The organism is Mesorhizobium sp. RCAM 06353, assembly GCF_059683585.1.
Genome location: NZ_CM185031.1, coordinates 774,293 through 796,788 on the forward strand (window position 1 = coordinate 774,293; position 22,496 = coordinate 796,788).

A 22,496-nucleotide genomic window follows, 5' to 3' on the forward strand; every position below is an offset into this window, starting at 1 on the left:
GAGTCGAACCAACAGAGTGAGGAACTCAAAATGTCTAATGAACTCGAATTCCTTAGCCGGCGTGTTGCAGCGGGCAAGCTGAGCCGTCGCGATTTTCTCGGCCGGGCGGCTGCGCTCGGCATTGCCGCACCCTTCGCCAATTCGCTGCTTTCAAGTGCGGCGCGCGCGGCAGGCCCGGTCAAGGGCGGCACCATCAAAGCCGGCCTGGTCGGCGGTGAATCCACCAACAGCCTCGATCCGGCGCTGATGATGACGCAGGTGCCGTTCGCCTTCGGCAAGTGCTGGGGTGAAATGATCGTCGAGCTGTCGCCCGAGGGCAAGCTTGAGAACCGCATCGCCGAGGAGATCGGCTCGTCCAAGGACGCCAAGGTCTGGACGCTGAAAATCCGCGACGGCGTCGAATTCCACAACGGCAAGACCGTGACCGCCGAGGACGTTGCCGCCACGCTCGAGCGCCATTCCGACGAGAAGTCGAAATCCGGTGCGCTCGGCTACATGAAGGGCATCGAGACCATCAAGGCCAACGGCAAGGAAGTGGTGCTGACGCTGAAGGAGGCCAACGCCGACCTTCCCTATTTGCTCAGCGACTATCACCTGATCGTCCAGCCGAACGGCGGCAAGGACAAGCCCGACGCCGGCATCTCGGCCGGCCCGTATGTGGTCAAGACCAACGAGCCCGGCGTGCGCCATGGCGGCGAGCGTTTCGCCAACTACTGGCAGGGCGACAAGATGGGTCATGCCGACCAGATCGAAGTCATCGTCATCAACGACGCCACGGCGCGCACGGCGGCGCTGCAGGGCGGCCAGGTCAACATGATCAACCGCGTCGAGCCGAAGATCGTCGACCTGATCAAGCGCGTGCCGGGCGTGACCATCCGCAACCATGCGGGTCCGGGCCATTACGTGTTCATCATGCATTGCAACACGGCGCCGTTCGACAACAACGATCTCAGAATGGCGCTGAAGCTCGCGATAGATCGCGAGGAGATGCTGACCAAGGTGCTGCGTGGCTATGGCTCGCTCGGCAACGACTTCCCGATCAACGCATCCTATCCGCTGTTCACCGAGATCGAGCAGCGCAAGTTCGATCCCGACAAGGCCAAGTTCCACTACAAGAAGTCGGGTCACGACGGCACCGTACTGCTGCGGACCTCGGACGTCGCCTTCCCGGGCGCGGTCGATGCCTCGCAGCTCTTCCAGCAGAGCGCGGCCAAGGCCGGAATCAAGATCGAGCTCAAGCGCGAGCCCGGCGACGGTTACTGGAACGAGGTCTGGAACAAGCAGCCCTTCTGCGCTTCCTACTGGGGCGGCCGCTCGACGCAGGACCAGATGTATTCGACCGCCTATCTGTCGACCGCCGACTGGAACGACACGCGTTTCAAGCGCCCGGACTTCGACAAGATGGTGCTGGCGGCGCGCGCCGAGCTCGACGATGCCAAGCGCAAGCAGATGTACCACGACATGGCTGTTCTGGTGCGCGACGAAGGCGGCCTGATCCTGCCGATGTTCAACCAGTTCATCGACGCGACCGGCGCGAAGGTCGACGGCTGGGTGGATGATCCGCATCAGGAACTGATGAACGGTTACGCCCTGGCGAAGTGCTGGCTGCAGGCCTGAGTCCGGCTTTGCAGAGATGTCCTCACCCATCCTGAAACTAATCGCCCAGCGCATTGCGCTGGGCATCCTGCTTCTGTTGGCCATTTCGGTCCTGATCTTCGCCGGCACCCAGATTCTGCCCGGCGACGTCGCGCAAGCCATTCTCGGACAATCGGCGACGCCGGAGTCACTCGCCAATCTGCGCGAGCAGCTCGGGCTCAATGATCCGGCCTATGTCAGGTATTTCCACTGGCTCGGCGGCGTGCTGACCGGCGACCTCGGCACGGCCATGTCGAGCGGCCAGGACATCGCGACCTCGATCAAGGGCCGGCTGTGGAACACACTGTTCCTCGCCTTCTGGGCGGCAATCGTGGCGGTGCCGCTGGCGATCATCCTCGGCCTGATCGCGGTGCGTTACCGCAATGGCTGGGTCGACAAGCTGATCTCCGGACTGGCGCTCGCCTCGACCTCCTTTCCGGAATTCTTCATCGGCTATGTGCTGGTCTATTTCTTCGCCGTGAAGTGGCAGATCTTTCCCGGCATCTCGACTGTCTATGACGGCATGCCGTTCGGTGAGCGGATGCAGGCGATCGCGCTGCCGGCGACGGCACTGACGCTGGTGGTGCTGGCCCACATGATGCGCATGACGCGCGCGGCGATCCTCAATGTCATGCAGTCGGCCTATGTCGAGACGGCGGAACTGAAAGGCCTGTCGGCGTTTAACGTCATCCGCAAGCACGCCTTCCCCAATGCCATTGCGCCAATCATCAATGTGGTGATGCTCAACCTCGCCTATCTGATCGTCGGCGTCGTCGTGGTCGAGGTGATCTTCGTCTATCCCGGCATGGGGCAATATCTCGTCGATCACGTGACCAAGCGCGACGTGCCGGTGGTGCAGGCCGTCGGCCTGATCTTCGCCGCCGTTTACATCAGTCTCAACATCATCGCGGATATAGCGGCGATCATCGCCAATCCGCGTCTTCGACATCCGAAATAGGGGGCGGGCATGCTCGATATCAAACGCATCCCCATCCCGGCGCTGATCGGCATAATCCTGACGGCACTGTTCGTGCTGGCGGCGATCTTCGCGCCCTGGATCTCACCGCATGACAATGCCGAGATCGTCGGCGATGTCTGGGAGCCGATGTCGGCGGCGCATTGGCTGGGCACCGACAATCTCGGCCGCGATCTGCTGTCGCGGATGATCTACGGCGCCCGCATCACTCTGTTCATCGCGGTGCTGGCCACCGCGCTGTCGTTCTCGCTCGGCGCCATACTGGGGTTCTCGGCGGCGGTGTTCGGCGGCTGGTTCGACACGATCCTGTCGCGCCTGGTCGATCTCTTGATGTCGATCCCGACGCTGATCATGGGCCTGGTCGTCCTCTCCGTGCTGCCGACCAACCTGGTGACGCTGATCCTGGTGATGGGCATTCTCGACTCGACGCGCGTCTACCGTCTGTCGCGCGCGGTCGCCGTCGACATCAACGTCATGGATTACGTTGAAGCCGCAAAGCTACGCGGCGAAGGCAGCGCCTGGATCATCTTCCGCGAGATCCTGCCCAATGCGCTGTCGCCGCTGGTCTCGGAACTCGGGCTGCGCTTCATCTACGCGGTTCTGTTCCTGTCGACACTGTCCTTCCTCGGCCTTGGCGTGCAGCCTCCGGATGCCGACTGGGGCGGCATGGTCAAGGAAAACAAGGATGGCATCGTCTTCGGCATCGGCGCGGCACTCATCCCGGCGGCGGCGATCGCCATGCTGGCGATTTCGGTCAATCTGGTCGCCGACTGGGTGCTCAACCGTACGACAAGCCTCAAGGGAGGACGCGGGTGATGGCTGATACCAAAGCGAAACCCGGCGTGCTGCTCGACATCCGCAATCTGCGCATCGAGGCTACCGTCTATCCGCCCGGCGAGGCGCCGAAGAACATCGTGCTGGTGCACGACGTCTCGCTGACGCTGGAAAAGGGCAAAGTGCTCGGCCTGATCGGCGAATCCGGCGCCGGCAAGTCGACCATCGGCCTGTCGTCGATGGGTTATGGCCGCGGCGGCGTGCGCATCACGGGCGGTGAGGTGATCCTCAACGGTCGCGACATTCTGAAGGGCGGCAAAGAGGGCTTTCGCAAGCTGCGCGGCCGCGAGGTCTGTTACGTCGCGCAATCGGCAGCCGCCGCCTTCAACCCGGCGCACAGGCTGATGGATCAGGTGGTGGAAGCCACGTTGCTGCACGGCACGGCGACACGGGCAGAGGCCGAGAAACGCGCCGTCGCGCTGTTCAAGAAGCTCAGCCTGCCAAATCCCGAAACCATCGGCGAACGCTTCCCGCATCAGGTCTCGGGCGGCCAGCTGCAGCGCGTGATGACGGCGATGGCGCTGTGCTCCGAACCGGACCTGATCGTCTTCGACGAACCGACGACAGCGCTCGACGTGACGACGCAGATCGACGTGCTGGCGGCGATCAAGGACGCCATCCGCGACACCCATGTGGCGGCGCTCTACATCACCCACGATCTTGCCGTCGTCGCCCAGGTCTCGGACGAGATCATGGTGCTGCGCCATGGCCGGCTGGTCGAATGGGGCGGCACGCGCCAGATCATCAAGGAACCGCGCCAGGAGTACACCAACGCGCTTGTCTCGGTGCACGAGATCGAGCATGCGGAGCAAAAGCCCGGCACGACGCCGTTCCTGTCGGTCAAGAACGTCACCGCCGCCTATGGCCGCAGCCATATCAAGGTGCTGAAGAACGTCTCGGTCGACATTTATCCGGGTCAGACGCTGGCCGTCGTCGGCGAGTCCGGCTCCGGCAAATCGACGCTGGCGCGCGCCATCACCGGTTTGCTGCCGCCGGAAGAAGGCACTGTCACCTTTGACGGCCGTCCGCTGGCCAACAAGCTTGCCGACCGGCCGAAAGAAGATCTGCGGCAGTTGCAGATGATCTACCAGATGGCCGACGTGGCGATGAACCCACGCCAGACCGTCGGCACCATCATCGGCCGGCCGCTCGAATTCTATTTTGGCATACGCGGCAAGGAGCGCGACAAACGCGTCGCCGAACTGCTCGACAAGATCGAGATGGGCAAGGGCTTTTCCGACCGCTATCCGGCCGAGCTTTCAGGCGGCCAGAAACAGCGCGTCTGCATCGCCCGCTCGCTCGCGGCAAAACCCAAGCTGATTATTTGCGACGAGGTGACCTCGGCGCTTGACCCCCTGGTGGCGCACGGCATCCTGAAGCTGCTGCTTGAGCTGCAGAAGGAGGAGAATGTCGCCTATCTGTTCATCACCCACGATCTGGCGACTGTGAAATCGATCGCCGATTCGATTGCGGTGATGTATCGCGGCGAGGTCGTGCGCTATGGCGCGAAAAGCAAGGTGCTGACGCCCCCCTTCGATGACTACACCGACCTTCTCTTGTCATCGGTCCCGGAGATGGAGATCGGCTGGCTGGAAAAGGCGATCAAGGGACGGCGCATGGCCAGCGCGGGGAACTGAAGTAATTCCAGGAAAGGTCTGAACCGTCCGGAATTGCGTCAGACGAAGGAATAACCCGAGCCGTTAGCCTGGGGCGGCTGCCGTCATCCAGATGCAACACGAAAGCGCCACACGTCCTTCTGGACGGGCGCCGCTCGTGATGTTGTTTTCAACAAGGGGTAGGACATGAAGACTGAACTCGACCATCTCGCTGATCTCGCCGGCCAGGGCCGGATGTCGCGCCGCGACTTCCTTGGCCGCACGGCGGCACTGGGTGTGTCGGCGGCGCTGGCAACGACGCTGGCCGGGAAAGCCTTCGCACAGACGCCGGTCAAGGGCGGCGTCATCAAGGCCGGCCTGCAGGGCGGCGAGTCGACCAACAGCCTCGACCCTGCGCTGAACCTTAGCCAGGTCACCTACAGCTTCGGCAAGCAGTGGGGCGAATATCTGGTCCGACTGATGCCCGACAACAGCCTGACCAATATGATCGCGCAGGAGATCGGCGCGTCCAAGGACGCCAAGACCTGGACGATCAAGGTGCGCGATGGCATCGAGTTCCACAATGGCAAGACTGTTGCCGCCGAAGACATCGCCGCCACCATCGAGCGCCACGCCGACGAAAAGTCCAAATCCGGTGCGCTCGGCATCCTCAAGAACATCAAGGCCGTCAAGGCGAGCGGCAAAGAAGTCATCGTCACGCTCGGCGATGCCGACGCCGATTTCCCCTATCTGATGGCCGACTACCACCTCGTCATCCAGCCGAATGGCGGCAAGGACAACCCCAATGCCGGCATCAGTGCCGGCCCCTACAAGGTCACCGTCAACCAGCCGGGCGTGCGCCATGGCGGCGAGCGCTTCGCCAATTATTGGCAGGGCGACAAGCTCGGCCATGCCGACCAGGTCGAAATCGTCGTCATCAATGACGCGACGGCGCGGCTGGCAGCACTTCAAGGCGGCCAGGTGCACATGATCAACCGCGTCGAGCCGAAGGTCGTCGACCTGGTCAAGCGCATCCCCGGCGTCACCATCGAGAACGTGTCGGGCAAGGGCTACTACCCGTTCAACATGTTCTGCGACACCGCGCCGTTCGACAACAACGACCTGCGCATGGCGCTGAAACTCGCCATGGACCGCGAGGAGATGCTGGAGAAGATCCTGCGTGGTTATGGCTCGGTCGGCAACGACTTCCCGATCAACGAAGCCTACCCGCTGTTTTCGACCGACATCGAGCAGCGCAAATTCGATGCGGACAAAGCTGCGGCTCTCTACAAGAAGTCGGGCCACAGCGGCTCCATCCTGCTGCGCACCTCCGACGTTGCCTTCCCCGGCGCGGTCGACGCCGCCCAGCTCTACCAGCAGAGCGCCGCCAAGGCCGGCATCAAGATCGAGATCAAGCGCGAACCGGGCGACGGCTACTGGTCGGAAGTCTGGAACAAAAAGCCCTTCTCGCTCTCCTACTGGGGTGGTCGCGCCACGCAGGACCAGATGTACTCCACCGGTTACGTCTCGACCGCCGACTGGAACGACACGCGCTTCAAGCGTCCGGAATTCGACAAGATGCTGCTTGCGGCGCGCGGCGAACTCGACCAGGCCAAGCGCAAGGCGATCTACCACGACATGGCTGTGCTGATGCGCGACGAGGGCGGCCTGATCGTGCCGTTCTTCAACCAGTTCATCGATGCCGCCGCCACCAACAAGATCGGCGGTTTTGCCAAGAGCCCGATCGGCGAAATGATGGATGGCTACGCGCTGGCCGAGTGCTGGCTCAACGCTTAGCCGAACCCTGCCTGTGTGATTCACGTGCCCGCCTGATTCACGTGTAAGAACGCCGTGTGCCCGAAACGGCACGCGGCGTTCCCGTTTCAACTGCTAGACATCATGGAGCAGCCCATGGCGCTCAAATCCAAGCTTCTGCTGATCATCCTCGATGGCGTGCCCTATCGCAACTGGCGCCGGCTGATGGGCAATCTCGAAGGCTGGGTGCAATCGGGCGAGGCGAAGGTCTGGAAGATGCGGTCGGTGCTGCCGTCGACCTCGGCCTGCTGTTATGCTTCCATCCACACTGGCGTGTCGCCACAGGTGCATGGCATCCTTTCCAATGAGAACCGCTTTCGCGTCGGGCAGCCAGACATCTTCTCCGAAGTCAGCAAAGCCGGCGGCAAGACCGGCGCGGTGACGCATTCCTACTGGTCGGAATTCTTCCGGTCCTATCCGTTCGATCTGGTCGAGGACATGGAATATGACGAGCCTGGCGGGCCGATCACGCATGGCCGCTTCCACACCATGACCGGCTATAACGCGCGCAACCAGATGACGCCGAGCGATGTCGATCTGTTCGCGACGCTGACCATGCTGACGAAACGCCACGGCATCGACTACGGCATCCTGCACACCTGCACGCTGGATTCGATGGGCCACCGCTTCGGCCACGACTGCCACGAGATGGACCATGCCGTCTATGCGATGGACGGTATGCTGGCGGCCTTCCTGCCGGGCTGGATTGATGCCGGCTACGAGGTGATGGTCGCCGCCGATCATGGCCAGACCGATCGCGGCCACCATGGCGGCCACGACGACGAGATGCAGGATTTCGCGCTCTACTATTTCGGGTCCGGCAAAGGCCCCGAGGGCGAGGTGCTGCTCGACCAGTTGCAGCTGGCGCCGACTGTATTGAGCCGGCTGGGTGTGCCGGTGCCGGCGACGATGAAGGCGAAGCCGTTTTTGATTTAGCTCCCCCTTTCTCCCCTTTGGGAGAAGGTGTCGCCGAAGGCGACGGATGAGGGGTGTTCCAGGGAACGCCATCGTCTCACTCCGCTGGAGCACCCCTTGTGTGTTTGGAATCGTGCATTGTTGAGGGTGCCACGGACCAGGTGCTTGCCTGATCCGTGGCGGCGGTCGAGAGCCCGTCGCCCCTCAGGTGGCCTAAACCGTGGATGAGCTGAGGCCCGACCGCCTTCTTTTGTGAACCCGAACAGTTGCAAGGGGCAAGCCCCCGCACACAAGGAAGGGACCGAGGAGATGGTAGCCCAAACGGTTCAGGACATAGGCATCGATGTTGCCAAAGGCTGGCTCGACGTGGCGGTGTTTCAAACGCAGGAACAAGCGCGTTTCGACAACGACAAGGATGGATGGGCCAAGCTGGTCCGATGGCTGCGGGGTCGCACCGTACGCGCCATCGGCATGGAGCCGAGCGGCGGCTATGAGCGCGGCGTGGCCAAGGCACTGCGCAGCGCGGACCTGCCGGCCAGGAACGTCAATCCGCACAAATTGCGCCACTATGCCCGCGCCCTTGGCCGATTGGCCAAGAATGATCGCATCGATGCCTTGCTGATTGCGCGCTACACCGCCGAACTGCCGACCCGGCCGGTGCGTTGCGACCCAATTGCGGAGCAACTGGCCGATCTGGTCGTGGCCCGCAGGCAGCTTAGCGACGATAAGGTCAGCCTCGCCAATCAACTCGAGCAGCTACGCGAGCCGATGGTGAAGCGCATCTTCACCCAGCGGCTGCGTCGTATCGAACTCGATATCGCGCTGCTCGCCAAGCGTATGGCCCAACTCGTCGCCAGCCAGCCGGCGCTCGCGGCCAAGGATCGCCTGATCCAGTCCTTCCACGGTGCCGGTCCAGTCCTCAGCCATACCATACTGGCGCTGGCGCCGGAGATCGGGCAGGCCTCGCGACGCGAGATTGCAGCGCTTACCGGTCTGGCGCCCTACGACTTCGACACCGGCACCTTCAAAGGTCGCCGCGTCATCTGGGGCGGCCGCCATGCTCTGCGCAGGGTGGTTTACATGGCAGCGCTCACCGCCAGCCGCTCAAATCCCGTACTCAGAGCCTTCCACCAGCGTCTCATTGCAAACGGCAAGCAACCAAAGGTCGCCCTCGTCGCCGTGGCCCGAAAGATTATGACCATCCTCAGCGCAATGCTTCGACACAACCAACCCTGGTATCCAGACAAAGCCTGAAAACACAGTTGCTCATCCGTCTCGGCGCGCCGATCCACCTTCTCCCACAAGGGGAGAAGGAAAAAGGCTCAGCTCTGGCAACCGCCCCTTTCTTCGGTTAGCCTCCGCAAATTCCTTGGCGGAGGATGAACCTTTTTGGACCGATCAGCGACAGAGCAGACAGGAGCCAGGCGGCTCGACCGGCCATGACGGCAGCGACGGAGACCGATCGCGCGCTTGTCGACCGGGTCGCGAAGGGCGACCGTGCCGCCGTTCGGCTCCTGTTCATGCGTCACCACGCGCGGGTCTACCGCTTCGTGGCGCGCCAGACGGGATCGGAAATGATGGCTGACGATATCGCGAACGAAGTTTTCCTCGAGCTGTGGCGACAGGCGCCGGGCTTCGAGGGACGCTCCGAAGTCTCGACATGGCTGCTCGGCATCGCCCGGTTCAAGGCGCTGTCGCTGCTGCGCAAGAAAAAGGAAGACTGGATCGACGACGAGGCCGCCGCCGCGGTGCCCGACGGCGCCGACACGCCGGAGGTCGTCACGATGAAAGAGGACAAGGCCGGCGCCTTGCGCCGCTTCATCGACGCCTTGCCCGAAGAGCACCGCACGGTGATCGACCTTGCCTATTATCACGGACAATCGGTGACGGAGATCGGCGAGGTGCTCGGCATCCCGGTCGCGACCGTCAAGACCAGGATGTTCTACGCCCGCAAGAAACTCGGCGAGGCCCTCAAGGCCGCCGGTTACGACAGGGGGTGGCCATGAGCGCCGCTGAAAAGATGTCGCGCCGCGACGAAATGGAAACGCTGCTGCCGTTCTATCTGAACGGCTCGCTGGAAGGCTCCGACCTCGAAGCCGTCGAGGAATGGCTGGCGACCGATCCGGCGGCAATGGCAGCCCTTGGCGAGGCCGAGGCCGAATTCTCCGGCACATCGGCCGCCAATGAAGCGATCCGCCCTCCCGCCGATGCGCTCAGCCGTTTCGCTAGGGCGTTCGACGCCGAGGCCGGACCTGCGCGCAAGCCCGCAGGCTCGTCCTGGCTGGCGCAGGCCTGGGGCCGCTTCATGGCGGTACCGGTCGGCGTCGCCTGGGCAGCGGCCGCGGTCCTGCTGGCGCTGATCGCGGTGCAGTCCCTGGTGCAGCCCGGCGGCAAGGGCAAGGATTTCGAGATCGCCGGCGCGGAAGACGATCTGGCGAAACTGCCGTTCGCGCTGGTCAAGTTCAAACCGGATGCGAAGATGTCGGATGTTTCGGCATTCCTCGGCAGCAACGGGCTGAAGATCATCGGTGGACCGACCGCTGACGGCGTGTTCCGGCTTGCCATCCCCGCCGCCAACGCGGCCGACTATACGAAGCAGCTCGGCCTTATTGCCGCCCAGCCTTTCGCGGAGACTGTGATCGAGGGAAGGAAACCGGTTGATGGCGGCTGAGGCGGCCCTTCGATTTGCGGCGATCCTTGCGGCGGCGATGACAATCGCCGCCATGCCCGCGTCGGCGCAGAGCAACGCCGCCAATAGCGACCGGACGAAAGTCGATTGCACAAACGGGGCCAATGCCACGGCAGCCGATTGCGCCAAGGTCGGCGGCGACACCAAGGGCGGGTCGGGTGCAGCCGAGGCCGGCGCCGTCGTTCTTCCCGCCCTGATCGTCGACCTGTTCCCCAATCCGGTCGCGCCCCCGGCACCGGTGCCGACACCACGGCCAGAACCGGCGCCGCCGCCTGGCAACAATCAGGCCGGCCCACCGGCCGGCGGCCCGATCGTCTCGCCGACCGATCTCATCGCCGTTCAGCCGCCGCGCGCCGTGACCGGCGATTTCGTGCCCGACGAGGTGCTGGTGACCGTTGATGGCGATGCCGGCGCCGTGCAGCAGATCGCCGCCTCCTTCGGCCTCGAAGTCCGCTCGCAGCGCCAGTCCCGGCTGCTCGGCACCACGCTGGTGCGCTTCGGTATTCCCGATGGCCGTCCCGTCGGCGTCGTGCTGGCGCAGCTTGCCGCCGATGGCCGCACGCAGCGGCGCGAGCCCAACCACATCTATTCGCTGCAGCAGGCCGCCGGCATCGTCAACTATGCCTTCGACCGCATCGCGCTCGACTCCAAACAGGCCAGCGGCGAAAACGTTCGTGTCGCCGTCATCGATACCGGCATCGACGACACCAACCCGGCGCTGGCCGGCGTCATCGCCGCGCAGTTCGACGCCATGCCGGACGTGCCTATCGAAAAGCGCGACCATGGCACTTCGATCGACGGGCTGATCGCCGGCGTCGGCGCGCTGGAAGGCATGGCGCCGGGCGCCAGAATCTACCACGCCCGCGCCTTCGAGGGCGGCAAGTCGACCATGGATGTCATCCTGTCGGCGCTCGACTGGGCGGCAGAGCAGAATGTCAGCATCATCAATATGAGCTTCGTCGGGCCGAAGAACGATTTGCTCGGCGCCGCCTGCCGCAATGCCCGCGCGCTCGGCATTGTGCTGGTGGCCGCCGCCGGCAATAACGGTCCGAAGGCGCCCTATGGCTACCCGGCCGCTTTCGACGGCGTCATCGCGGTGACCGCGACCGACGCCAAGGACGGGCTGATGCCGCAGGCCAATCGTGGCGCCTATGTCTTCATCTCGGCGCCCGGCGTCGAGATGGTGGCGCCGAGCGGCGCCGGCTCGGACGTCGTTACCGGGACCTCGTTTGCCGCGGCGATCGTCAGCGGCGCCATCGCCAATCTCATCCATGCCGCCCCCCACCGCTCGGCCGACGACATCGAGAAAGCGCTGGCGGCAACGGCGAAGGATCTCGGTCCCAAGGGGCGCGACAATGATTTCGGCTATGGGCTGCTGGACCTCAAGGCGGCAGAGGCGGCGAAGCAATAGTCTCGCACTATCAGCACGCTTCAGGCCGGCGCGCCGGCGACCGATCCCCGCACCACCAGGTCGACCGGCCAGACTTCGCCGCGGGCGCCCTCTTCCAGGCCGGAAATCCGCGCTGCCAGCCGTTCGGCGACGCGGGCGCCGGCGAGACGGATCGATGAGCGTGTCGTCGACAACGGCACGGAAAAATTCTCCGGCTTCAACCAGGGAAAGACGTCGTCATGGGCGATCAGCGAGACGTCGCCTGGAATGGTGAGGCCAAGGTCGCGCACCGCGCGCACGACGCCCAGCGCCATGATCAGGCTGGAGCAGGCGATCGCCGTCGGCGCGTCGCTCTCCTCCAGCAGACGCCTGGTGGCGCGATAGCCGTTCTCCTCGGTCATGACCACGGAGCAGACATGGCGTTCGCCAAGGGTCAGCCCGCTTGCCGCGAGTGCCCGGCGCACGCCGCGCTCGCGGTGGATGGCGAAGGTTTCGCGGTCGTCGCCATTGATCAGCGCCAGCCGCCGGTGGCCGAGTTGGACCAGCAGTCGCGCCGCCTCGTGGAAGGCGCCCTCATTGTCGATGTCGAGATAGGGATAGTCGAAACCGAAGCCTTCGCTGCGGCCATGGACGAGGAAGGGAATGCCGAGCGTGCTGACCAGCGCCACCCGACTGTCCTGCGGCATCGGCGAAGAGATATAGACGGCGTCGACCTGCCGGTTGGCGACGATGCGCCGGTAGGTCGTCTCCTGGTCGTCGGCATCGGCCGGCGACAGCACCAGGTCTAGCTCGTGCGAGCGGGCATAGTCGCCCAGGCCGGACAGGAACTCGACGAAATGCGGATCGATGTCGACGGCCGCACCCGTCGGCAGGACATAGCCGATCATGCCGGATTTGCCGGTCGCCAGCCGCCGCGCGCTCGGATTGGGGCGATAGCCATGACGCTTGGCGGCATCCATGACGCGCCGGCGCGTTTCCTCGTTGACCTCCGGATAGCCATTTAGCGCCCGGCTTACCGTGGTCTGCGAAAGCGCCAGCATATGCGCGAGCTGCTTGAGGTTCACAAAAGGCCTCCATTCCCTCAAAGCGCTTTTAAGTTGAATCGACCCAAGCGCCACAGGGGCGTGGTCATACCAGTACCAAGCATAAGCGCGGTTTGCGCGAGTTTGAAACAAAAAATACTGTTGCACCGCGACAAAAGCATGTTGCGGCGCACTTTTTTGCCTATAAATGCTCGAGCTTAAATCGATTAGCCGCTGCCCCCTCTTGACTCTCGAGTGAATCAATGGCGTGATCGGAAAAGCCAAAGCGCTTTGGAAGACTCTTCGAAAGGTTGCGGTTCCCTTGCGACTGAGTCACAGTCCTGCAGCGTCGGCGGGCGGAATGGAGGTTCCGTCCGGTGTATGTGACCCACTGGGAGGGAATACCGATGAAGAAAATGCTTTTGCTGGGTGCAGCGTTTGCCACGTTCGCCCTGAACGCGCCCGCGCATGCCGAACTGAAGTTCAAGCCGGGTGAAGACAAGCGCTTCAACTGGGCAAATTACGAAGAGCTCAAAAAAGTCGATCTCAAGGGCGAGACCCTGACCATCTTCGGGCCATGGCGCGGCGAGGACGAGGGTCTGATCCGCACGGTTCTTGAATATTTCCAGGAAGCGACCGGCGCCGAGATCAAATACTCCTCGTCGGAGAATTACGAACAGCAGATCGTCATCGACACCCAGGCCGGCAGCCCGCCCAACATCGCCGTGCTGCCACAGCCGGGCCTGATCCAGGACCTGGCGTCGAAGGGCCTGTTGACGCCGCTCGGCGACGATACCGCCAAATGGGTCAAGGACAACTACGGCGCAGGCCAGTCCTGGGTCGACCTCGGCACTTTCAAGGACAAGGACGGCAAGCCGGGCTTCTTCGCCTTCCCCTACAAGGCCGACGTGAAATCGCTGGTCTGGTACTCGCCGGATAACTTCAAGGAAGCCGGCTACACTGTTCCGAAGACGCAGGAAGAACTCGCCGACCTCGAGAAGAAGATCATCGCCGATGGCGGCACGCCATGGTGTATCGGGCTCGGTTCGGGTGGCGCCACCGGCTGGCCGGCGACCGACTGGGTCGAGGACCTGATGCTGCGCACGCAGCCGCCGGAAGTCTACGACAAATGGGTGAAGAACGAGATTCCGTTCAACGATCCGGCAGTGGTCAACGCCATCGACATCTTCGGCAAGATCGCGACCGACGACAAGATGGTCGATGGCGGCGCCAAGGCGGTCGCGGCGACCGATTTCCGCGACAGCCCGAAGGGCCTCTTCTCGGTGCCGCCGAAATGCTACCTGCACCATCAGGCATCGTTCATCCCGACCTTCTTCCCGGAAGGCACCAAGGTTGGCCAGGATGCGGACTTCTTCTATTTCCCGCCCTATGCCTCCAAGCCTGAACTCGGTACGCCGGTGCTGGGCGCCGGAACGCTGGCCATGATAACGAAGGATAGCAAGGGTGCCCGCGCGTTCATCGAATTCCTGAAGATGCCGCTCGCCCATGAGATCTGGATGGCCCAGGGCGGCTTCGTGACGCCGCTCAAGTCGGTCAACAAGGATGCCTATGCCAGTGACGCGCTGCGCAAACAGGGCGAAATCCTGGCCAATGCCTCGACGTTCCGCTTCGACGGTTCCGACCTGATGCCGGGCAAGATCGGCGCCGGCGCGTTCTGGACCGGCATGATCGACCTGGTCGGCGGCAAGTCCGCGCAGGATGTCGCCACCGACATCCAGAAGAGCTGGGACGCCATCAAGTAGGCGGCTGGCCGAATTCGGGACGAGCACAGTTCTCGCATGGATCCGGGCCTTACCGGCCCGGATCCCACGGCGGCCCGCGCCGCAACTTTTCGTCATGAGCGCATCGACGTGAAGCGCAATCCGCATGTGAAATATTTTTCGCGGCCGATTGCGCTCCAAACAACTGAATCGGCGCCTGGTCCCGAGGTCACTTCAGCCTCGCCCGATCATGCGCAGGGGAGGAATGCATGGCGTCTCAGATTTTCTCGGCCATATTTGTCATCATCGTCGGCGTCGGCGGCTGCGTCGCCTATTTCTGGGGCGCCAACAAGCTGGTCGACCTGATATTCCCATCGCGCGGTGTCGCCGGCGCTGCCGCCATCGACAATCTGCGCCGGCAAGGCCTGGTCCGGCCCTGGCTGTTCGTCGGTCCTGCGATGATCATCCTGACCATTTATCTCATCTACCCCGTGGTCGAGACGCTGCGGCTGTCCTTCCTCGATCGCGGCGGCGTCAACTTCGTCGGCCTGGCCAACTATCAATGGGCCTTGGGCGACCGTGAGTTCCGCAACTCGATCCTCAACAACGTGCTGTGGCTGGCTGTCGTGCCCGCCGCCTGCACCTTCCTTGGCCTGATCATCGCCGTGCTCACCGACAAGATCTGGTGGGGCACGATCGCCAAGAGCCTGATCTTCCTGCCACTGGCCATCTCCTTCGTCGGCGCCAGCGTGATCTGGAAATTCATCTACGAGTATCGCGGCGACGGCCAGACGCAGATCGGCATCCTCAACGCCATCATCCAGCATTTCGGCGGCCAGCCGCAGGTCTGGATATCGTTGCCATTCTGGAACAATTTCTTCCTGATGATCATCCTGATCTGGATCCAGACCGGCTTTGCCATGGTCATCCTGTCCTCGGCGCTGCGCGGTATTCCCGAAGAGACGCTGGAAGCCGCCGTGATCGACGGCGCCAACCCGTTCCAGATCTTCTGGAAGATCATGGTGCCGCAGATCTGGGGCACCATCGCCGTCGTCTGGACCACGATCACCATCCTGGTGCTCAAAGTGTTCGACATCGTGCTGACCATGACCAACGGCCAGTGGAACAGCCAGGTGCTGGCCAATCTGATGTTCGACTGGATGTTCCGCGGCGGCGGTGATTTCGGCCGCGGCGCCACAATCGCCATTATCATCATGATCGCGGTCATTCCGATCATGGTCTGGAACATCCGCCAGGCCAATAAAGAAACGGGAGGGCATTGAGATGGCCGTCGCCACCGGAAACTCCTTTGCCAGCCGCTTCGGCGTCCACATTGCGGTGCTGGTCTTCGTTACGATCTGGACCATTCCGACGCTGGGCATCCTGGTCTCCTCGCTGCGCGTCAAGGACCAGATCATCGCCTCAGGCTGGTGGAACTCCTTCTCCAGCTCCACCCAGACCGAAGCCGGCCGCCTGCCCGCCGCCTCGACGCAAGTCCAGAAGGACGGCAAGTTCGTCCTCGAGGGCAACATCTTCGGCGACGTCGCCAAGCGCAGCATCAGCGCCTTCGGCGTCAAGTCGGCGGCACCGACGCAATATCCCGCCGGCACGACAGCCGATCTCGGCGACGGCGTCACCTTGCTGCTCAATGCCGATGGCAGCTTCGTCATGGCATCGCCCAAGGCGTTCGAAGGCGATCGCGGCCAGCGCGTCTACTATGCCTCGTCGGCACCGCCGAAATTCACCACCGACAATTACAAGACCGTGCTGTTTTCCGAAGGCATCGGCCGCTCGTTCATGAACTCACTGACCGTCACCATTCCGGCGACCGTCATCCCGATCCTGATCGCTGCCTTTGCCGCCTACGCACTGGCCTGGATGCGTTTTCCCGGTCGCGCGCTGCTGATCGCGGTCATTATCGGCCTCCTGGTGGTGCCGCTGCAGATGTCGCTGATCCCGCTGTTGAAGCTCTACAACGGCGTCGGCACTTTCTTCGGCGTACCGTCGAAGACCTATCTCGGCATCTGGCTGGCGCATACCGGCTTCGGCCTGCCCTTCGCCATCTACCTGCTCAGGAGCTACATCGCCGGCCTGCCACGCGAAATCATGGAATCGGCGCGCATCGACGGCGCCAGCGATTTCGAGATCTTCGTCAAGATCGTGCTGCCGCTGTCTTTCCCGGTGCTGGCGTCGTTTGCCATCTTCCAGTTCCTGTGGGTATGGAACGATCTCTTGGTGGCGATGGTTTTCCTTGGTACGGAAGCAGACCAGATCGTGCTGACGGCCAAGCTCAACGCACTGCTTGGCTCGCGCGGCGGCGATTGGGAGATCCTGACGACATCGGCCTTCGTGACCATCATCGTGCCGCTGATCGTGTTCTTCTCGCTGCAGCGCTATTTCGTCCGCGGACTGCTTGCCGGTTCGGTGAAAGGAGGCTGAGACGATGCAATCCGCTTTGAAGGCCAGTTCGAACCCTGACCTCGCCGTCGACCGCGACTGGTGGCGAGGCGCGGTGATCTATCAGATCTATCCGCGCAGCTATCAGGATTCGAATGGCGACGGCATCGGCGACCTCAAGGGCATTATCGGGCGGTTGCCCTACATCGCCTCGCTTGGCGCCGACGCCATCTGGATCTCGCCCTTCTTCAAGTCGCCGATGAAGGATTTCGGCTACGACGTCTCGGACTATTGCGACGTCGACCCGATGTTCGGCACGCTGGCCGATTTCGACGCGCTGACGGCGGAGGCGCATCGGCTGGGTCTCAAGGTGATGATCGACGAAGTGCTGTCGCACACGGCAGACAGCCATCCATGGTTCAAGGAGAGCCGGGCGAGCCGCACCAATCCCAAGGCGGACTGGTATGTCTGGGCGGACGCCAGGCCCGACGGCACGCCGCCCAACAACTGGCTGTCGATCTTCGGCGGGTCGGCCTGGCAGTGGGACACCAGCCGCCAGCAATATTATCTGCACAATTTCCTGGCCGAGCAGCCCGATCTCAACTTCCACAACCGCGAAGTCCAGGACGCGCTGCTCGACGTCACCCGCTTCTGGCTGGAACGCGGCGTCGACGGCTTCCGCCTCGACACGATCAATTTCTACTTCCATAGCCAGGGCCTGGAGAACAATCCGCCGCTGCCGCCGGAAGAGCGCAACGACCAGACCGCGCCGGCGGTCAATCCCTACAACTACCAGGACCATATCTACGACAAGAGCCGACCGGAAAACCTCGGCTTCCTCGAACGCTTCCGCGCCCTGCTCGACGAATATCCGGCAACCGCCGCTGTCGGCGAGGTCGGCGATTCGCAGCGCGGTCTGGAGGTCGTGGCGGCCTATACCGCCGGCGGCAAGCGCGTGCACATGTGCTATTCCTTCGACTTCCTGGCGCCGGAAAAGATCAGCGCGGGCAAGGTCCGCTCGGTGCTGGAAGCCTTCGGCAGGGTCGCCAGCGACGGCTGGTCTTGCTGGGCTTTTTCCAACCATGACGTGATGCGCCCGGCCTCGCGCTGGGCCGCCAGCGAAGCCGACCCGATCGCCTATCTCAAGGTCATCTCGGCATTGCTGATGTCGCTGCGCGGCTCGGTCTGCCTCTACCAGGGCGAAGAGCTCGGGCTTGGCGAGGCGGATCTGCGCTTCGAGGATTTGCAGGATCCGTATGGCATCCGCTTCTGGCCGGAATTCAAGGGCCGCGACGGCTGCCGCACGCCCATGGTGTGGGATGGCAGCGCCAAGAATGGCGGCTTCTCCCAGGCAAAGCCCTGGCTGCCGGTGCCGGCCAAGCATCTGGCGCAAGCGGTCAATGTCCAGCAGGGCGATCAGGCTTCGCTGCTCGAGCACTATCGGCGCTTCCTCACCTTCCGCCGTGCCCATCCGGCACTGGCCAAGGGCGATATCACCTTCATCGAAAGCGAGGGCGACACCGTCGCCTTCACGCGCCGGGCGGGCAACGAGCAGGTCGTCTGCGTCTTCAACCTCGGCGCCAAACCGGCCAAGGTTGACCTTGGCAGCCGATCACTGCAACCTTTGCCGGGACACGGGTTTTCCGGGCAGGCGAGCCCCGGTTCGGTCGGGCTTGGCGGCTACGGCGCCTGGTTCGGGCGCATCGACGGAAATCTTTGAGGAAATCACTGGGAGGAAACCAATGGCCGATGTCAATCTGAGACAAGTGAAGAAGTCCTACGGCAATCTCAACATTCTCCATGGCATCGACCTCGATATCAAATCGGGCGAATTCATCGTCTTCGTCGGTCCGTCGGGCTGCGGCAAGTCGACCTTGCTGCGCTCCATCGCCGGGCTCGAGGAAATCACGTCGGGCGAGTTGAAGATCGACGGTGAAGTGGTCAATGACGTGCCGCCGTCCAAGCGCGGTATCGCCATGGTGTTCCAGTCCTACGCGCTCTATCCGCACATGACCGTCTACGACAACATGGCGTTCTCGATGAAGATCGGCAAGGAGAACAAGGCCGAGATCGACCGGCGCGTGAAGCAGGCCGCCGAAATCCTGCAGCTGACCAAATATCTCGACCGGCTGCCCAAGGCGATGTCGGGCGGGCAGCGTCAGCGCGTCGCCATCGGCCGCGCCATCGTGCGCAATCCGAAAGTGTTCCTGTTCGACGAGCCGCTGTCGAACCTTGATGCCGCGCTGCGTGTCGCCACGCGTATCGAGATCGCCAAGCTCAAGGAATCGATGCCCAACACAACCATGATCTACGTCACCCACGACCAGGTCGAGGCGATGACGCTCGCCGACCGCATCGTGGTGTTGAAGGACGGCCATATCGAGCAAGTCGGTACGCCGATGGATCTCTACAAGAAGCCCGGCAATCTGTTCGTCGCCCAGTTCATCGGCTCGCCAGCCATGAACATCCTGCCGGCGACAATCGACAAGACCGGCAACCCGACCGTCGTCAGCCATGTCGGCGGGCGCAAGGCTACGGTGCCGATTGCCACGCCTGCCTCGGCGAAGGGTGCGGCGGTAAGCTTCGGCGTGCGGCCGGAGGACCTGATCATCGCCACCGGCGCGGATTATCTGTTCGAGGGAACAGTCGACTATGTCGAGCAACTCGGCGAGGTTCAGCTGGTCTATGTCGACATCGGCCGCGCCGACCTGCCGCTGGTGACCAAGCTGCCTGGCAACGTCGAGGTCAAGCGCGGCTCGACGTTGCGGCTGAGCGCCAATGGCGAAGACCTGCATATCTTCGACACGGACGGACATTCCTTCGCACTCCAGAAGCCGGAAGCAAAAGCGGCTTAAGACAGAACCCGTCTCGACGGCGCAAAAAAGAGCGGCGGGCATGGCCCGCCGCTCTTTTTGGAATTGGCTTCGGCTGTTAGTGGTTGCCGAAGAGGTTCCGGTCGCTGCCCTGAGGCGCGGACTTCTGTGCGTCGCCCGACGAATTGAGCAGCTTGTAGACTGGCGAGCCGCTTTCACGGATCGAAGCCGTGCGCGAGTTGTCAACCGAAGTCGCGGCGGGCTGGTTGGCGCCGTTGGAGCCGTAATTGTCGCTGCCGGCGAAAGCGCTGCCGGAGATCGCCAGAACGGCGGCGGCAGCAAGGATGATCTTCTTCATTTCAAGTCTCCTGAATTCTTCAAGTGTCGCCAGGGCGGCGAACCAAGCCCGCCGCCTGCTGGGGATCGGCTGTTAGTTGTTGCCGAAGAGGTTGCGGTCGGCGCCCTGGACAGGCGTCTGAGCAGCCGGTTCCGACTTCTTGACCGAAGCGGTGTATGAGCTGTCGACAGCAGCGGTGGCTGCAGGGGCATTCGAACCATAGTGGTCGCTACCAGCGAAGGCGCTGCCGGAAATGGCCAGAAGGGCGGCGGCAGTGAGAACAATCTTTTTCATTTTGGGTACTCCAGTATTTTTTCCGTCCGTCTAGCGGCGTGTCTTGGGATTAAAATCGCGTCGTTCGGACAGCCCCGATGTGGGAAAGCCAGCTGGCCGTTTCCAATCACGAAGTTGTTCCGTGTGGACCAAGTATCCACCACTTGAAATTGTACCAGGGCCCTCTTTGGCGAACATTTTTCGTTTTGATATCAAACCGTTAGTCAAAACCAGCGCTGCGATCACCAACTGTATCGGAGGCTCAGCGTTCACACCGTCCTGCACGCACCGTCAACAGAAACGAACCGTTCGGTTCGATTTTAGAATCTGCTAATAGTCACTTTTCGAAACCGTTAACCTTTTTTCCCCCGTTCCGGATCGATTTTGATAGCCGGTACAGCCGTCACCGCGACGATTTTGCGACCGCGGTTCTTGACCCGATCATTGTGCATGCGTGTCGCGCCACATGGATGCGATGTCGCTTTCATGCCGATGTCGCAAGCGCTGTCGTGATTAGATCACGTCATCTCAGGTGCCGCTTCGTGACGATGGAGCGGAGAATTGGGAAGCCGGTCAGAATCCGGCGCTGCCCCCGCAACGGTGGTGGAGTTCAAGTCGCAACGGGAGACCACTGGGCGAAAGCCTGGGAAGGTGTCGCGATCGTCCGCAAGGACACTCCAGAGCCCGGAAACCAGCCCGAGATTTCTAGAACTCGACTGATCGCGGTGGGCGGTCAAGAGGCGGATGGCGCATGTCGGCTTTCGCCGGTCTGCGCCTAATCCTTCCTCAATCACCACCAGTTCAGTCCTTGAAGTATGAGGACAGGACATGGATACGCGCAACGACATGCTGAGGCTCTTGAACAGCCGCAGGGACGGCTTCTCGCTCGAGCAGCCCTTCTACACGGATCCCGATTTCTTCAAACTGGACATGGAGCTGATCTGGTATCGCGACTGGCTGTTCATCGGCCATGATTGCGAACTGCCGAAGCCCGGCAGCTTCATCACCGTACAGATCGGCGACTATCCGGTCGTGCTGGTGCGCGACCAGCAAGGCAAGATCAACGCCTTTCACAATTCCTGCCGCCATCGCGGCAGCCGCGTCTGCAACACCGACAAGGGCATGGCCGCCAAACTGGTCTGTCCCTATCACCAGTGGACCTATGAGCTGGACGGAAGGCTGCTGTTTGCCCGCCAGATGGCAGATGGTTTCGACAAGAGCCAGTTCAGCCTGAAGCCGGTCGCCTGCGAAAGCGTGGCCGGCTATATCTTTATCTGCCTGGCCAAGGAGCCCGCCGACTTCGCACCGATGCGGGCGATGATCGAGCCCTATCTCAAGCCGCACCGGCTCAGCGAAGCGAAGATAGCCTTCGAAAGCACCATCGTCGAAAAGGGCAACTGGAAGCTGGTCTGGGAAAACAACCGCGAGTGCTACCATTGCGCCGGCAATCATCCGGAGCTGTGCAAGACCTTCCCGGAAGCCCCGACAGTGACCGGTGTGCAAGGCGCCGACAGCGACCCGGAGATGCTGGCGCATTGGGCGAAATGCGAGGCAGCCGGCCTGCCGAGCAAGTTCCGTATCGACCCGGCCGGGCAATACCGCGCCACCCGCGCGCCGCTGCTGCGCGATGCCGTCAGCTACACCATGACCGGCAAGCGGGCGGTGAAGAAGAACCTCTCCGACACAGTCTCCGCCGACCGTATCGGCACCTTGATGCACTATCACTATCCGACGACCTGGAACCATATCCTCATCGACCATGCCGTCACCTTCCGCGTGCTGCCGATCAGCGCCACGGAAACGGCAGTGACGACCAAATGGCTGGTTCACAAGGATGCGGTCGAGGGCGTTGATTACGATCTTGCCGAACTCACCCATGTCTGGACCGAGACCAACGACCAGGACCGCCGCATCGTCGAGGAAAACGCCTTCGGCATCCTGTCGCCGGCCTATGAACCCGGCCCCTATTCCGAACTCCATGAGGGCGGCGTGATCCAGTTCGTCGACTGGTACGCGCGCTTCATCGGCCCGCGCCTTGCTGGAGACGGCAGGCCGGCTCTGCGCAGTGTCGCCTGAGAGGTTGA

General features: G+C 62.7%; 19 protein-coding genes and 1 riboswitch. Of the genes, 16 read left to right on the forward strand and 3 right to left on the reverse strand.

What is annotated here, in order from left to right; all coding sequences use genetic code 11:
• Positions 1-30 precede the first annotated feature (30 nt).
• The 10 genes from AC56QX_RS03440 (at position 31) to AC56QX_RS03485 (ending at position 11,870) form a co-directional block, all read left to right on the forward strand.
• Positions 31-1,617, forward strand: a complete 1,587-nt coding sequence (locus AC56QX_RS03440) for an ABC transporter substrate-binding protein (RefSeq protein WP_497113721.1) — start codon at positions 31-33, stop codon at positions 1,615-1,617.
• 16 nt (positions 1,618-1,633) lie between these two features.
• Positions 1,634-2,593 (forward strand): ABC transporter permease, encoded by a 960-nt coding sequence (locus tag AC56QX_RS03445; protein WP_475454415.1) that lies wholly within the window; start codon positions 1,634-1,636, stop codon positions 2,591-2,593.
• Positions 2,594-2,602: 9 nt separating this feature from the next.
• Positions 2,603-3,427, forward strand: coding sequence for an ABC transporter permease (locus AC56QX_RS03450; RefSeq protein ID WP_477218581.1), 825 nt, complete (start codon positions 2,603-2,605; stop codon positions 3,425-3,427).
• A complete protein-coding gene (locus AC56QX_RS03455) occupies positions 3,427-5,082 on the forward strand; it encodes an ABC transporter ATP-binding protein (protein ID WP_497113722.1) in 1,656 nt (551 codons plus the stop codon). The genes AC56QX_RS03450 and AC56QX_RS03455 overlap by 1 nt, the downstream gene beginning before the upstream one ends.
• A 165-nt stretch (positions 5,083-5,247) precedes the next feature.
• The gene (locus AC56QX_RS03460; protein WP_497113723.1) at positions 5,248-6,837 is read left to right on the forward strand and encodes an ABC transporter substrate-binding protein; all 1,590 of its coding nucleotides are present in this window, start codon (positions 5,248-5,250) and stop codon (positions 6,835-6,837) included.
• Positions 6,838-6,951: 114 nt separating this feature from the next.
• A complete protein-coding gene (locus AC56QX_RS03465; protein ID WP_497113724.1) occupies positions 6,952-7,791 on the forward strand; it encodes an alkaline phosphatase family protein in 840 nt (279 codons plus the stop codon).
• 288 nt (positions 7,792-8,079) lie between these two features.
• Positions 8,080-9,024 (forward strand): IS110 family RNA-guided transposase, encoded by a 945-nt coding sequence (locus tag AC56QX_RS03470; protein WP_497113352.1) that lies wholly within the window; start codon positions 8,080-8,082, stop codon positions 9,022-9,024.
• A gap of 185 nt (positions 9,025-9,209) precedes the next feature.
• Positions 9,210-9,776: a sigma-70 family RNA polymerase sigma factor gene (locus tag AC56QX_RS03475; protein ID WP_497113725.1), complete on the forward strand. Its 567-nt coding sequence runs from the start codon at positions 9,210-9,212 to the stop codon at positions 9,774-9,776.
• Positions 9,773-10,441: an anti-sigma factor gene (locus AC56QX_RS03480; RefSeq protein ID WP_497113726.1), complete on the forward strand. Its 669-nt coding sequence runs from the start codon at positions 9,773-9,775 to the stop codon at positions 10,439-10,441. Before AC56QX_RS03475 ends, AC56QX_RS03480 begins: the two co-directional genes overlap by 4 nt.
• Positions 10,431-11,870 (forward strand): S8 family serine peptidase, encoded by a 1,440-nt coding sequence (locus AC56QX_RS03485; RefSeq protein ID WP_497113727.1) that lies wholly within the window; start codon positions 10,431-10,433, stop codon positions 11,868-11,870. The genes AC56QX_RS03480 and AC56QX_RS03485 overlap by 11 nt, the downstream gene beginning before the upstream one ends.
• A gap of 20 nt (positions 11,871-11,890) precedes the next feature.
• Here AC56QX_RS03485 and AC56QX_RS03490 read toward each other — a convergent pair whose 3' ends face one another.
• Complete coding sequence (locus tag AC56QX_RS03490) at positions 11,891-12,913, reverse strand: substrate-binding domain-containing protein (RefSeq protein ID WP_497113728.1); 1,023 nt, start codon at positions 12,911-12,913, stop codon at positions 11,891-11,893.
• Between the two features lie 365 nt (positions 12,914-13,278).
• On the opposite strand from AC56QX_RS03490, the gene AC56QX_RS03495 reads away from it, so the two are divergent.
• The 5 genes from AC56QX_RS03495 (at position 13,279) to AC56QX_RS03515 (ending at position 19,844) form a co-directional block, all read left to right on the forward strand.
• Positions 13,279-14,634, forward strand: a complete 1,356-nt coding sequence (locus AC56QX_RS03495; protein ID WP_497113729.1) for an ABC transporter substrate-binding protein — start codon at positions 13,279-13,281, stop codon at positions 14,632-14,634.
• A gap of 227 nt (positions 14,635-14,861) precedes the next feature.
• Positions 14,862-15,875, forward strand: coding sequence for a carbohydrate ABC transporter permease (locus AC56QX_RS03500; RefSeq protein ID WP_497113730.1), 1,014 nt, complete (start codon positions 14,862-14,864; stop codon positions 15,873-15,875).
• Between the two features lies 1 nt (position 15,876).
• The gene (locus AC56QX_RS03505; protein ID WP_497113731.1) at positions 15,877-17,031 is read left to right on the forward strand and encodes a carbohydrate ABC transporter permease; all 1,155 of its coding nucleotides are present in this window, start codon (positions 15,877-15,879) and stop codon (positions 17,029-17,031) included.
• A 4-nt stretch (positions 17,032-17,035) separates the two neighbouring features.
• Positions 17,036-18,709: a beta-galactosidase BglA gene (bglA, locus tag AC56QX_RS03510; RefSeq protein ID WP_497113732.1), complete on the forward strand. Its 1,674-nt coding sequence runs from the start codon at positions 17,036-17,038 to the stop codon at positions 18,707-18,709.
• Between the two features lie 22 nt (positions 18,710-18,731).
• Positions 18,732-19,844: an ABC transporter ATP-binding protein gene (locus AC56QX_RS03515; protein WP_497113733.1), complete on the forward strand. Its 1,113-nt coding sequence runs from the start codon at positions 18,732-18,734 to the stop codon at positions 19,842-19,844.
• A 76-nt stretch (positions 19,845-19,920) separates the two neighbouring features.
• On the opposite strand, the gene AC56QX_RS03520 is transcribed toward AC56QX_RS03515, so the two are convergent.
• Positions 19,921-20,160, reverse strand: coding sequence for a DUF680 domain-containing protein (locus AC56QX_RS03520; RefSeq protein ID WP_497113734.1), 240 nt, complete (start codon positions 20,158-20,160; stop codon positions 19,921-19,923).
• A 72-nt stretch (positions 20,161-20,232) separates the two neighbouring features.
• Entirely contained in the window at positions 20,233-20,433 is a 201-nt protein-coding gene (locus AC56QX_RS03525; protein ID WP_497113735.1) for a DUF680 domain-containing protein, read from the reverse strand.
• Between the two features lie 492 nt (positions 20,434-20,925).
• A riboswitch (cobalamin riboswitch) is annotated at positions 20,926-21,126 on the forward strand.
• Between the two features lie 114 nt (positions 21,127-21,240).
• Here AC56QX_RS03525 and AC56QX_RS03530 point away from each other — a divergent pair.
• Positions 21,241-22,488, forward strand: coding sequence for an aromatic ring-hydroxylating oxygenase subunit alpha (locus AC56QX_RS03530; protein ID WP_497113736.1), 1,248 nt, complete (start codon positions 21,241-21,243; stop codon positions 22,486-22,488).
• Positions 22,489-22,496 lie beyond the last annotated feature (8 nt).

Excerpts from the sequence above, each read along its gene's own strand:
- AC56QX_RS03520 (WP_497113734.1), bottom strand. The coding sequence starts at position 20,160 with ATGAAGAAGATCATCCTTGCTGCCGCCGCCGTTCTGGCGATCTCCGGC.
- AC56QX_RS03475 (WP_497113725.1), top strand. The coding sequence starts at position 9,210 with ATGACGGCAGCGACGGAGACCGATCGCGCGCTTGTCGACCGGGTCGCG.
- AC56QX_RS03465 (WP_497113724.1), top strand. The coding sequence starts at position 6,952 with ATGGCGCTCAAATCCAAGCTTCTGCTGATCATCCTCGATGGCGTGCCC.
- AC56QX_RS03495 (WP_497113729.1), top strand. The coding sequence starts at position 13,279 with ATGAAGAAAATGCTTTTGCTGGGTGCAGCGTTTGCCACGTTCGCCCTG.
- bglA (WP_497113732.1), top strand. The coding sequence starts at position 17,036 with ATGCAATCCGCTTTGAAGGCCAGTTCGAACCCTGACCTCGCCGTCGAC.
- AC56QX_RS03445 (WP_475454415.1), top strand. The coding sequence starts at position 1,634 with ATGTCCTCACCCATCCTGAAACTAATCGCCCAGCGCATTGCGCTGGGC.
- AC56QX_RS03485 (WP_497113727.1), top strand. The coding sequence starts at position 10,431 with ATGGCGGCTGAGGCGGCCCTTCGATTTGCGGCGATCCTTGCGGCGGCG.
- AC56QX_RS03455 (WP_497113722.1), top strand. The coding sequence starts at position 3,427 with ATGGCTGATACCAAAGCGAAACCCGGCGTGCTGCTCGACATCCGCAAT.
- AC56QX_RS03515 (WP_497113733.1), top strand. The coding sequence starts at position 18,732 with ATGGCCGATGTCAATCTGAGACAAGTGAAGAAGTCCTACGGCAATCTC.
- AC56QX_RS03460 (WP_497113723.1), top strand. The coding sequence starts at position 5,248 with ATGAAGACTGAACTCGACCATCTCGCTGATCTCGCCGGCCAGGGCCGG.
- AC56QX_RS03480 (WP_497113726.1), top strand. The coding sequence starts at position 9,773 with ATGAGCGCCGCTGAAAAGATGTCGCGCCGCGACGAAATGGAAACGCTG.
- AC56QX_RS03525 (WP_497113735.1), bottom strand. The coding sequence starts at position 20,433 with ATGAAAAAGATTGTTCTCACTGCCGCCGCCCTTCTGGCCATTTCCGGC.
- AC56QX_RS03440 (WP_497113721.1), top strand. The coding sequence starts at position 31 with ATGTCTAATGAACTCGAATTCCTTAGCCGGCGTGTTGCAGCGGGCAAG.
- AC56QX_RS03500 (WP_497113730.1), top strand. The coding sequence starts at position 14,862 with ATGGCGTCTCAGATTTTCTCGGCCATATTTGTCATCATCGTCGGCGTC.
- AC56QX_RS03470 (WP_497113352.1), top strand. The coding sequence starts at position 8,080 with ATGGTAGCCCAAACGGTTCAGGACATAGGCATCGATGTTGCCAAAGGC.
- AC56QX_RS03450 (WP_477218581.1), top strand. The coding sequence starts at position 2,603 with ATGCTCGATATCAAACGCATCCCCATCCCGGCGCTGATCGGCATAATC.
- AC56QX_RS03530 (WP_497113736.1), top strand. The coding sequence starts at position 21,241 with ATGGATACGCGCAACGACATGCTGAGGCTCTTGAACAGCCGCAGGGAC.
- AC56QX_RS03505 (WP_497113731.1), top strand. The coding sequence starts at position 15,877 with ATGGCCGTCGCCACCGGAAACTCCTTTGCCAGCCGCTTCGGCGTCCAC.